Origin of the sequence: Trichodesmium erythraeum IMS101, assembly GCF_000014265.1 — a bacterium.
Taxonomy (GTDB): domain Bacteria; phylum Cyanobacteriota; class Cyanobacteriia; order Cyanobacteriales; family Microcoleaceae; genus Trichodesmium; species Trichodesmium erythraeum.
The window spans coordinates 6,659,741-6,672,075 of record NC_008312.1 but is presented as its reverse complement, the minus strand read 5'-3'; the positions used below and the strand labels follow the sequence as shown (position 1 = coordinate 6,672,075).

At 33.0% G+C, this 12,335-nt stretch carries 11 protein-coding genes; 4 read left to right on the top strand and 7 right to left on the bottom strand.

What is annotated here, in order from left to right:
• Positions 1-363: 363 nt before the first annotated feature.
• Complete coding sequence (gene groL / locus TERY_RS20880) at positions 364-1,998, bottom strand: chaperonin GroEL (protein ID WP_011613646.1); 1,635 nt, start codon at positions 1,996-1,998, stop codon at positions 364-366.
• Between the two features lie 133 nt (positions 1,999-2,131).
• Positions 2,132-2,443, bottom strand: coding sequence for a co-chaperone GroES (groES, locus tag TERY_RS20875; protein ID WP_011613645.1), 312 nt, complete (start codon positions 2,441-2,443; stop codon positions 2,132-2,134).
• A gap of 958 nt (positions 2,444-3,401) precedes the next feature.
• Here groES and TERY_RS37575 point away from each other — a divergent pair.
• The 4 genes from TERY_RS37575 to TERY_RS20860 all read left to right on the top strand — a co-directional run bounded on the left by TERY_RS37575 (position 3,402) and on the right by TERY_RS20860 (position 6,317).
• Positions 3,402-3,632: a hypothetical protein gene (locus TERY_RS37575; RefSeq protein WP_011613644.1), complete on the top strand. Its 231-nt coding sequence runs from the start codon at positions 3,402-3,404 to the stop codon at positions 3,630-3,632.
• A gap of 116 nt (positions 3,633-3,748) precedes the next feature.
• Positions 3,749-3,907: a hypothetical protein gene (locus TERY_RS37570; protein ID WP_370495999.1), complete on the top strand. Its 159-nt coding sequence runs from the start codon at positions 3,749-3,751 to the stop codon at positions 3,905-3,907.
• Between the two features lie 618 nt (positions 3,908-4,525).
• On the top strand, positions 4,526-5,173 hold the full coding sequence (locus TERY_RS20865) for a response regulator (RefSeq protein WP_011613643.1): 648 nt from the start codon (positions 4,526-4,528) through the stop codon (positions 5,171-5,173).
• A gap of 628 nt (positions 5,174-5,801) precedes the next feature.
• Complete coding sequence (locus TERY_RS20860; protein ID WP_011613642.1) at positions 5,802-6,317, top strand: NYN domain-containing protein; 516 nt, start codon at positions 5,802-5,804, stop codon at positions 6,315-6,317.
• Between the two features lie 1,397 nt (positions 6,318-7,714).
• Here the strand turns inward: TERY_RS20860 and TERY_RS33770 are convergent.
• The 5 genes from TERY_RS33770 to TERY_RS20835 form a co-directional block, all read right to left on the bottom strand.
• On the bottom strand, positions 7,715-7,873 hold the full coding sequence (locus tag TERY_RS33770) for a hypothetical protein (protein WP_155994549.1): 159 nt from the start codon (positions 7,871-7,873) through the stop codon (positions 7,715-7,717).
• A 663-nt stretch (positions 7,874-8,536) separates the two neighbouring features.
• Positions 8,537-8,719 (bottom strand): hypothetical protein, encoded by a 183-nt coding sequence (locus TERY_RS20855; RefSeq protein WP_044136978.1) that lies wholly within the window; start codon positions 8,717-8,719, stop codon positions 8,537-8,539.
• A gap of 368 nt (positions 8,720-9,087) precedes the next feature.
• Positions 9,088-9,339, bottom strand: coding sequence for a DUF7219 family protein (locus TERY_RS20850; protein WP_044136977.1), 252 nt, complete (start codon positions 9,337-9,339; stop codon positions 9,088-9,090).
• Between the two features lie 1,492 nt (positions 9,340-10,831).
• Positions 10,832-11,038, bottom strand: coding sequence for a hypothetical protein (locus tag TERY_RS20840; RefSeq protein ID WP_011613640.1), 207 nt, complete (start codon positions 11,036-11,038; stop codon positions 10,832-10,834).
• A 292-nt stretch (positions 11,039-11,330) separates the two neighbouring features.
• Positions 11,331-11,909 carry a TIGR04376 family protein gene (locus TERY_RS20835; protein WP_011613639.1) on the bottom strand — a complete coding sequence of 193 codons (579 nt, stop codon included), beginning with the start codon at positions 11,907-11,909 and terminating at the stop codon, positions 11,331-11,333.
• Positions 11,910-12,335 lie beyond the last annotated feature (426 nt).

The following is a 12,335-nucleotide window of genomic DNA, read 5'->3' as shown; positions in this document are numbered from 1 at the left end:
TTTTTAGGTATGAGAAATAAAAAATGGGCAATGAATAGGTAAGAGTTTCGGACTTTCTTTCTAGTTTTTGAATTTTGATAACCTCAACTCATTGCTATACTATACGAAATCCATCAAGTGTAAGAGAGTATTTGTAAAAGTTATAGCCGTTGCTATAGCTAACATATCTGGCGATGTGGCAAGTCTATTGTTATACCTGGATTTGCTCTTAATACCGCTGAGTATAGTCTAGGGATAAAAAACCGCTGTCAAACAGCAAAGCCACCTCCAAAAAAATGGAAGTGACTGACATAATAATACACACTATTTACACAAATAAACAGGATGGGAACAATTCTCAAATTGTCCCCAATCTCAAAAAACTTAGTAATCGAAATCGCCACCGCCCATACCAGCGCCAGCAGGTGCGTTTTCCTTAGGCTCAGGTTTGTCAACAACAATACACTCAGTTGTTAACACCATACCAGCAATAGAAGCAGCGTTTTGTAGAGCCGAACGAGTTACCTTCGCTGGGTCAACAATACCAGCTTCAAACATATCAACAAACTCATTGTTTGCTGCATTAAAACCAGTATTGAAATCCTTCTCTTTCACCCGTTCGCCAATTACAGCACCATTTTGCCCAGCATTTTCAGCAATGCGCTTCAGTGGAGCTAATAAAGCACGACTAACAATTAAAGAACCAGTTAACTCTTCAGATTGTAGATTTTCATTTGCCCAAGTTTCCAACTCAGGAGCTAAGTGCGCTAGAGTTGTACCACCACCAGGAACGATACCTTCTTCTACAGCAGCTTTAGTTGCGTTGATAGCATCTTCCAAGCGTAACTTGCGATCTTTCATTTCTGTTTCAGTAGCAGCACCAACTTTAACAACCGCTACACCACCAGCTAATTTAGCTAAACGCTCTTGTAATTTCTCTTTGTCGTAGGAAGAGTCAGTTTCATCCATTTGACGACGAATTTGTTCGCAACGTGCTTTAACTTCTTTTTCGTTACCTTCAGCAACGATAGTAGTATTATCTTTAGTGATCGTAATGCGACGTGCTTTACCAAGCATATCTAACTTGGCATTTTCTAGTTTCAAGCCAGCATCTTCAGTGATAACTTGACCGCCAGTTAATACCGCGATATCTTCTAACATAGCTTTACGACGATCCCCAAAACCAGGAGCTTTAACTGCAGCAACATTCACTACACCCCGTAAACGGTTAACAACTAGGGTTGCCAAAGCTTCTTTCTCAATATCTTCAGCCAATATTAATAATGGTTTGCCAGAACGAGCAACTTGTTCTAATACTGGTACTAAGTCTTGTACTAAAGCAATTTTCTTATCAGTTATCAGAATCTGAGGTTCTTCAAGAGAAGCTTCCATCCGTTCCATGTCTGTTGCGAAGTAGGGAGAGATGTAACCCTTGTCAAAGCGCATACCTTCAGTAATTTCCAACTCAGTCTGCATTGACTTTCCTTCTTCAAGAGAAATCACACCTTCTTTACCCACTTTATCCATGGCTTCGGCAATCATTTTACCTACTTCTTCATCATTACCAGCAGAAATAGCACCAACTTGAGCTATCGCCTTGGAATCTTCAATTTGACGAGCATGTTCAGCAATTTTTTCTACTAGAAAACCAGCAGCTTTGTCAATACCACGCTTGAGAGCAATAGGGTTTGCGCCAGCAGCCACGTTCCGTAGACCTTCTTTTACCATTGCATGAGCAAGTACAGTTGCAGTGGTTGTACCATCACCTGCTGCATCGTTAGTTTTGGAAGCTGCTTGACGAATTAGGGAAACACCAGTATTTTCTACATGGTCTTCCAATTCAATTTCTTTAGCAATTGTTACACCATCATTAACAATTTGGGGTGCGCCAAATTTTTTCTCAAGAACAACGTTTCGACCTTTAGGACCGAGTGTTACTGCTACAGACTCCGCAAGAATATCCATACCTTTTTCTAAGGCGCGACGAGCATTTTCGTTGTAGATAATACGTTTAGCCATAGTTGTGATTTCTGTTGATTAGTAATTGTGGATACTTATTTTTTGTATTTTGATAGTTAGTTGTTTTAGCAGTTTAGCAAACATCAAGTATGAAGAAAAAGTTTGCCCATGCTGGAGAATAACTTCAGAATTATTAGTTAACAATTGCAAGAATATCTTTTTCTGCTAGTAGGACGTATTCATCGCCACCGAGCTTGATATCGGTACCAGCATATTTGGAGTAGAGAACTTTGTCTCCTACTTTGACTTCCATTTCTGCGCGGGTACCATCATCGTTCCGTTTACCAGGACCTGCTGAGACAACTTCTCCTACTTGGGGTTTCTCTTTTGCAGAATCAGGTAGAAGAATGCCACCTGCTGTTTTTTCTTCAGATTCGCTAACCTTGACGAATACACGTTCGCCCAACGGCTTAACAGTGGAAACACTCAGTGTTACAGCTGCCATTACATTACCTCCAAATATATTTTGTTATTGTTGAGAGCCTTAAGGGTGAAACAAATTTCTCAGTTTCATGTTCTTTTTTAGCACTCTTACTATCTGAGTGCTAATTTAGCCGAATTACTATGGCAATGGCAACTAACTAAGCTGTACGGGTTCCCGAACTGAGGATTTGGGTATTTACCAAAAGTTATAATATAATAGTCAAAAGTCTAAAGTATAAGCTAAGGTCATAACTTAAAAATCAGAAGTTAAATTCACAGCACGTATTAAATCTGAGAGTAGTAAGAATGTCTTAAGCTGCCTGGCAGTTAGTATTAAGGACATTGATAAATTCTGTTTGCTCCACATTTTGGCACTGAAAACTCATTGAAAAGACAAGAGATAGGAGGCGCTTTAGCTGAAGTTGACCTTTAGGACTTCCTGAAAAGGAACCATTGAAATAGACTGGCTGCCTGCTTCCTAAGATTGTCACAAGGCTACTTCCTTCAGTGTCAGGATCAATTCCTCCTGCCTGCTACTTAACCTGAGTATTGCCTTTACTTTTTCAGAAATTACTTTGACAGCACTTCCTTCTACTATAAGGCAAAGATTTACTGAGCAAGATGTTAGCACTACAAGAGCTTTACTATTCAAACCTTATAGTTATAATGTCTGATCCCATGCCGTAATACTAAATCTGGAAGCTTTATTAAAAGAGCAAGGCAGAAAGCAGAAGGGTTGGAAGGATTTGGAAAAACTAGCTTTTCGCTCACTGGGTTTGGTATACTTATTAAGTCTTAACTTTTAACTTTTGACTTAACAACGGTGGAGCAAAAATTAATCTCAGAAGACTATAAACTAAAATTATGGGAGTCAAACTTTTGATCTTCTAGAAATGTAAGTCATTTGACATTCTCCATTAGACATTTAACTCACTAGGGACTATTGTAGTAGAACCAGATTCAAAGCGTCTTGAAAGTTGATGAGAGTTAATATATTTAACACAGGAGAAAAAGCTCATGGGACTGACGTTCAGCTAGCCATATCCCAAGGATATTTTCAACAGTCGAATATTGACTCAGATATTTGTCAAGAGTCCCTAGATATTTGTGTCCAATTTCTCAGACTAGGTAAAATTCAGAGACATATTTTTATTGGTGCTTACCAAACTAAACCAAAATTTTGCTTAAAAAAAGTTGTTTTAGAAGCATGAAATTATCTCAAAAAACTTGTGAAAAAATTAAACCTTAATGACCCTGGCCTTAACAGCTAAGGTTATATATTTCACGCTAAAGCTAACTGTTTACGAGTTTGTTTCATGGTGCAACTATGGTTATTTTTCCTAAAGAAGTATCCTACTATTCTGCAACTAACCCTATAATTGAAAGAATTATTCAAAAATCTATCATCGGCTCTCAAGTTGTAGATAAATATTTTTTTATAACTCATCCTTTGCCAAAAGAAAATGTAGAATTTGGAGATATGTAAGAGGAATATTAGGTAATAACTGAAGACATAATTACTTGTTAATTTTTTTTTATTATAACTTGAGGGATATGAAGAACAATAGGCTTATTCCAGCGGAAAGATTTAGTTACTAAACACTTTCTTGATACTTAATTAATTTTGCCAACAGTTTTTTATACTCTTGTCAAAATAGATAGTGACTTAGTAAATTATTAAAATTTATAGAAAAAATATGTCTAAATATTTACATTGCAGGGTTACTTTTTAGTTAATAAAAACTATATTTATATATAATATTTATGATACTATTAGTAGGGAATATAGTTGAATTATCATATTTTATTTATTATTAAAAGTAGTAGGAGCTATTTTCCACAACTATAAAACTATTATCTAGCTATATCTACCTAAATTATAGAACTATTGATTGAATATAAAATCTATAATCTATAATAAATAGGGGATAAACCTCCTTTCAGCATTAGATACTGTCCAACCCTTCTAGGTAAAAATATATATTATTAATTTCAAGGAAAGATGTAAACCTGTCCTACTTCCAACTGTATCTTATGAAATAAGTGGGCTCACCCCTCTGTAAAGTTAATATTTTTAGGAATCAAAAAAGTGAGTTCTTCAATTATGAAGGAAACAAACGCTATAAATACAAAACATTTAATGTTAGTTGACGATGACCCTAATTTAATCTTATTAGTGAAAGATTATTTAGAATTTCGCGGATATCAGGTAATAACAGCAGAAAATGGCCGAGAAGCTCTAGAACTTTTAGAAGAACAAATTCCTGACCTGATTATATGTGATGTGATGATGCCACAAATGAATGGCTACAACCTAGTGCAGCATATCAGAGAAAATTTAGCTACAGAATGGGTTCCAGTTCTATTTTTATCTGCAAAGGGTCAAATTCAGGATCGAGTTAAGGGTCTTAATACTGGAGCTGACGTCTACATTGTCAAGCCATTTGAACCTGAAGAACTTGTGGCTCAAGTAGAATCTTCTCTTAAACAAGCTTCTCGCCTAATTAAACATCACAATTCCAGTTTTAGCGATAGGCCAACAATTAAGGTACGCCGAAACGTAGAGTTGACTCCCAGAGAGTTAAAAGTAGTCAAATTAGTAGCCCAGGGAATGGCTAATCGTGACATTGCAGAAATTATGGAAGTTAGTCAAAGAACGATCGAAAGTCATGTGAGCAATATGCTTGGTAAAACTGGTCTACATAATCGGACCGAGTTAGCTCGTTGGGCAATTGAAAGTAAGAAGGCTTAAGTTTTGATATAAGTTTCCAAGAATCTATCAGGATTTAAGTTTTTATCTATCTAATTTCTGAATTATAGGGCTGTAATTTTCTACTGCCCACAATTTTCTATATTTAGAATTCTGCATACACAGCTTTTAAGTTGTCGTGCAAAATTAATTACATATTTTATTTATACAAGCCGAATTATTTGCCTTCTACAAAGCATAGATAATTAAAATAGGTAAATAATCTGGCTAAGGTACTTATTATGTGAATTATTTTGGATTTAGCTAAATTTAGCCATTAGGTTAATCAAGTATTAACTTATTATCTTATTATCTTAATAAAAAAATAAAGGTATTGTATTGAAATATAGGAGGAGAACTAAAAATTTTTCCGTATAAAAATAATATTCTTTTATAAAAAAAAGCCTAAAATATAGAATAACTGATTGCTAGCTTAATTAAAATTATAGGTACAGAAAAATATTATTTTATCCCTTGATAAATATTAGGGTAATTTTTAGTAGTATGAATATGAAATATACTAGAAAAAAAGTAAGTTTTGATCAGCTAAATATTGCATAAATGATAAAAATATTGATACATTGATAGGTTGAGTCTAAATTATCTAAAATAAATATTAAATTAAGTTTCTATGAAAATTTCCATGAACCGTCTTTCTATATTTGTTGACGGGAACAATATGTTCTATGCTCAACAAAAAAATGGTTGGTTTTTTGACCCAAGAAGAGTATTAGAATACTTCAATAAACCAGAAGTAAAATTAATAAATGCCTTTTGGTATACAGGATTAAAAGACCCACAAGATCAAAGAGGATTCCGAGATGCTTTAATTAGTTTGGGTTATACAGTACGGACTAAAATTTTGAAAGAATATTATGATGATGTTTCAGGTCGCTATTCTCAAAAAGCTAACTTAGATATTGAAATTGTTGTAGATATGTTTAATACAGTAGACCAATATGATGAAGTAGTCTTGTTTAGTGGAGATGGAGATTTTGAAAGAGCTATTGAGCTATTGCGCTCTAAAAATACTCATATTACAGTTGTATCAACTGAAGGAATGATTGCTAGAGAATTACGAAATGCTACAGACCAATATGTGGACTTAAATGATATTCGTTACCAAATAGAAAAAGCAGAATATTAATGAGTAAGGTAAAAGGAAAAAGCCGGAAGGAAAAAGGACATAAACTAAATTTATTTGCAGACTTTAGATGGTTTTTTAGAATACTATAAAAAAATTATACTAATTGATTTTTAATTTAAGTATATTAACTACTCTTTAAGAAAAATTTAAGGTAAGTATTTAGCAAAAAGTTGAGTTTAAAGACCCATCCATAATCGGGGTAATTTTTAGTAGATTTTGTTTTAATAAATATGTGATCCTATGATCCTAAATATTAGTTAAAAATTCAAATTATGACTCGATAGATTTAAGTATCGTATCTATCCAGGTGCAAAAAGACCGATAGCCTAAAAATAAACATGGTTGTGTCCGTGTTGTCTGGAATTATAATTTAGCTTCATTTCTACTAAAAATTACAAATTAGGAGAGAAAAAGTCTGTTAACTTACTCGCTACAAAAAACAGTTTATTACTTAAGCTAAAAAGACTAAATATAGAGAATAGTTATCATCCTAAATCTATTTCATAAAACTTAGTTATAAATTCAACAAAATCAAACCAATCGTAATTAGTCAAATTTTTTATATCTTCTTTCAGATTGATCAGAGTATGACATCTTTTTACTAAAAATTATTCTATTTCCTCTATAGTTTCAAGGCTTTGCTTTGATTAACCAGAGGTTCATCTATTAATTTCCATAATATTTATGCTGGTTGTAATTCAGATTAATAAGCCTGAATAAAATATACTATCATTCCTTCTAGTATATTAACTTTTTTGTTACGGTGCCAACCTGCATTATCTTGGATTAAAATTACTTTGTTTTCAGAAATTATTAGAGATCGAGCCAAAATTTTATAGGCTAAATTTAGCCATTCAGTATTAACTTGTTGAAATTAAATAGCTAATATATTTTTTCTGTTTTCGGTCTAACAAAACCATATAGATATTCAGCACCTGGGTATTCTTTTTTGATTTTTTGAGCTTTTTTCATAAATTTAAACAACATTTGTAAAAGTAATTTATTAAGCTTTAAAACCAAAATGTCAAGGTATATTTAGTTTGACTTTAGGAAATTAGTATTAGATGAAAACACTGACGTATTTACTACTCATAAAGGGAGTTTTGTCTTGGTTTAGGATTGAAATCTGCTAAATTCCTCCAGCCTGGTCTGGGAGGATGTCAACTAGCTTGTATTCAGCTTTTAGTAACATTTTGGAATTTCATCTGGTATGGTGATCAACTTTTGAGCAGTGAGAATATCTCTACACTCAAGAGGTTGAAACGTTAATATTTCTATCTCACATAGACCGAATTGATTCTCAAAACGCTAAAACCAGAAAAATTAAGCATTACGAAGATACGTTGTGGCATTTTTTGAAAGAAGCATCAACACAATGCCAAAAGTCCTTAAACTCATCATATCTCTGAAGCTTCCAATTTTTTAAGAGGAAGCACCACTGCACTAATTTTTTCTGCCAGTAATTTATTTTCGGAATTCTTTGGTTTCATTACTAATATGATTTCTTTGACAATTTTGAGATTAATATTTTGGTTTTTTGTTGTGAATAGTACCATTTTTGACCATAATATTACTATTAAACATAGTATAGATTAGTTGGTGATTTGACATTTGAGTTATAGAGATTTTTTTGACAATTACTATGATGAGATAATAGTATATTTAAGTCCGAATACCTGGGGTTAATTCCTGATAATTTGATAGCTGATTATATGTAGCGATCGCCAATAATTGAATCTTCAAATTTTTAATAATGTCAAGAACTAATCAATTATATTAACTTATCACTACATATATCAGAACTACCAAGTTTTTTTTCCAAAATTATTCCCAAATTTTTCAGATCATCGCCACCATTCTGCTGTCTGAGTTTCTCTTCCCACAGTTGAGCTATTTCTCCTGGATAATGTGACCACTATATTTCACAAACTCTCCGAATTGTTCTAAGTCTTTGATTTTCCGGTGACATCCTTTCTAAAATCTTGTCAAAGCTTTGTATTCTCCTGTTGCTTTTCTGCCTTTTATCCATGCACTACCAGTATTTCTACTGATACCGAAATTCCGGATAACTTCCCTCTAGCTTTGGCCATTGTCAACAAATTCCATCGCTTTTTGTCGCCAATAATGGCTATAGGTTGCTGGCATCGGGTATCTGGTTATCTACTCTGTTCTTGTCTCTCTTATTCCACCTTAACCTGCTAATATCTTGCCTCGTAATGCTACATCAGTTTATATTCAAATTTAACAAGAGTTATGCCAGAATATTCATCAAGGAATTGATTAAATATCAGAGAAGTGACAGACTGAAGATAAGCAAGTGGAAATATTTTGTTGTTAAACCTCATACTTTGCTTCAAGCGATCGCTCTGTTCAAAAGTGAAGACTTGCTGAGAATATATCATGAACGTTAAACTTTTGTTGCAGATTAACCAATTAAACATGTTATTGGTAAAAGGGTATGTTAAAATCAGGCTTTTATTCCTCTATCTCTACTATGTTATAAGTCACCCAAAAAGATATCCGCAAATGGTTTTCCCATCGTTATTATTATACCAGTAAACTGTGAAACTGTGGAAATTACTATATCTTTACATTATGGTTTATAAGTTTTGATTTTTTGTGATCAGGACTTAGGCAAACTCATAGATAATACGCTATCTGTAGGTAGTAAATTGTCTGTATCCCCTACTTGATATGGCAGTCAGTGCGTAAGTCCTGATCATATTATATTACATATTTTTCCTCAACATTTTTACTTATTTCAAATATTTTATTCCTCCGAACTATTCTGATCATTTTCACCGATACCTAACTTTTTCCTAGACTTTTTTAACTTTTTCCAAAGCTTCTTCAGTTGGCAGTAAGCTTCTTGTTGAGAAATTTTCCCACCTGTTTCTAAGCCACAGATAAAACTAACTTCCTGAGAAAATTCTTGTAAGTTAGCATTAAATACTAAATTTTCCGGACTAAAATTACCATAATAGCGACTGCGAGGGTATAGAAAATCATCGTTAATTGACATTTTTTTTGCTTCTATAAATATCTGGGTTTGGAATCGTCTTAAAAATGGACTAATTATTATATAAATAATAATATAATAACAATTATATAATAACAATTTCATCAACTACATAACTTAGGTAAAGTCAATTTTAGAGCATTTTCTAAGTTACTTAGATACAGTTATTTTTCTTCTTTTTTATTGTCTGTTTACCAAATTTAGCACCTACACATAATTATTTATATATTTACAAAACACGATGTTTATACAGTAATAAATTTAGCTTCACTCAATGTGTAATTTATTTTGTTTACCTGCTACTAATCTTTACAGAAATTACATATAAAGCCTTAAGGACACTCCATATAAAATCCCTGCTAAAACAAACAGATAGAACATCTGACTCAGAAGATTGCCATACCTGAAATCATTACCAAAAATAGTGGTATTCCCTCAATCCTCAACTAATTAAGCTGTTTAAATTTATAATTATAGCATTCTTATATAAATTGTCTGATTTAAATTATTGAAAATATTGTTGTATTAATATCAGTGGATAAAATCGTACAAATATCCAAATTATCTGCTCATTTTTCCTAACCAACTTAATCTGAAAGTCTTCGAAAACATATAAGTACCTACACAAAATTATTTACACAAGGATTAGATTTTAGCTTTTTAAGTCTGTAATTTATTTTATTTACCCACTTACAAAGATTTTTCACCTTAAAAAAATTAAGTTTACCTATATTTTGCTTCCCTTTAGTAAAGATTATGGTACATACACTACTTTTATCTCTATCAAAATTAGTTTTGGTTTTATAGAAATTTATCATTATATTAGAAAAAGTATCTATCATATGTAGTCAAATCAGATTTGCTAAACAATTATACTTTTTCATGATACCTCATTTATCTTCAAAATCATTTAGCATACATGTTACACTATAAAATGTAGTATAAAAAGACGAGAAAACTTGAGTAAGTACTTAAATTTATAGTAAGTAGTAGGAGGTGATATCGCTACCCCTAGGCTCCAACAACCCAAACCAATACATCAATGACCTATTCCCTACCCTAAATTTTTATTGAGGGACGTAGACGAAAAAGTTTTTGGGTTCAGCTTTTTAACTTACTTGTAACTCCCTTAACTCCTCCTACACAGCTTTGAGAATGAGATCAGTTACTCTAAATCGCCAATAAACATCTGCAAAAATAGCCAAAGTCTCTCTATCACTTGACTTGCTGGTCAAGCCACTCAATCATTGATGATTTTCACGTTGTACCTGTTCTTGTATCAAGTTTCTCAACTGAGTAGATAGTATCTTTGACAACTTAGAGGAAAAAAATTCAATAATTCTCAGGGCCAATAAGTTAGATTAGAGATACTCCTAACTCCACAATTAATCAATAATTAATCAATCAATAAATCAACTGAAAACACTGAAATGTCTAATCATTTTGTAGGTTTATTAGTAGAAAAGCCTAGTTAATTTTTTACAGTAGATTTAGTTCAGTTTAAAGTTTGACGTACTTGAGGTTGGCCTGAAGTATAAATTAATAAACATAAGCTCATAATTAGTCCTAAAGCTTCTACTTTATGAAGGGATTTAAGAAATATGCTATCAGTTAATTCTAGGGGGGTAAAAAAACTAAAATCTTTTTCAACAGATTGTTTTCCCTTGTATTTAAATAGCATTTCTTCTGTAGTCAATTCCATCTTATCCTATCAAGGATATTGGCAACGCCAATATAAATCGACTTGCTCGTTTTTTCATCGTCGTCACCTCCAAATAGGGCTTTAAGTCATCTCATTGTGGTTTATGACAACGAGAGTAGCTACTAGCCAAATTCACGTTTTCATTTTTTGCCTCCTACTTTTCTCATCCTTCTGAGGTTTTCATCTCTGGGATAACGTTAGCATTTACATGCCTAGTTGACATAATGACTGTATTTTTCCTGGGTAGAAAAGTCAGGAAATCATTAAATTTCCTGACCTACTAAAGATCCAACTACTTTCCCATATTCCGCTTCATTCTTTCAATTTCTTCGTTTGTTTCCATGCTTTTAAACTGTTCCTCTAAGTCGTCGAATAAATTATCAAAATTATAGGAGCTGTTTTGATTCCAGCCATCAGTTTCCCAACGTTTTTCATTCCTAGCAGTATAACTACTAGTCTCAGCTTGAGTAGCTTTTGCTCGTACCTCCTTACGACGTTGTTTAATCTGATGATATAGTTCTGTCGCCTGCTGAATACGCTGCTTGTATCCTTGCATCTGTCCCCACTGTTGATTACCTTGTCGTAAAAAAGATGCTTCTCTTTCCTGAGCCGCTTGAACTAAATCTATTCTATTAGCTGTTTGTGCCTTTTCAATTCGGTTATGCCAAAGCTTAACTTCTTGAGCCGTTGAGAGAATATCTTGTTCTAATTTTTTTTCTTGGCGCTGGAGTTGTACAATGAGACGCAGGGTGTCTTCTTCCTGTTGGCGAAGTTGCTCTTCAAGTGCCTGTAGTTCTAAATGGGGGTTATTCTGCAGGAACTCTTCAAGTCTGTTTTCGAGAAATTGGCTGAAATCGTCAAATAAACCCATAAGTTATTCCAGTTATCAGTTATCACCATTAAACCTTATCAGTTATTAGCACTGACTGCCCTTAGTTAGAGCCTTCAAAGATGTATGGCTAATATTATTTTTTCTTAATTCTAAGGGCAAGGTTTGATATCAAATCTGCGAATTAATTTGAGTATTATAAGAAACGGAGTTTATGGGATACATCTGTAAGTATAGTAGGGCATCTAATGTTTTCCCCGAAATCATATACTTTATGGTTATGCCCAATTGATAAATTTTTCTTATAAATAGTTAGAGTATTTCTTATAATTTAAGAGTCAGGAATCAAGAGTCATAATAAAATAGACATTTCAAATTAAAGTATTTTAATAGTGCTTATTATTCGAAAACATTCTTTTTTAATGTATGGTATTAAGACTGAGACAGAAACCAGGTTGATCAACAAAA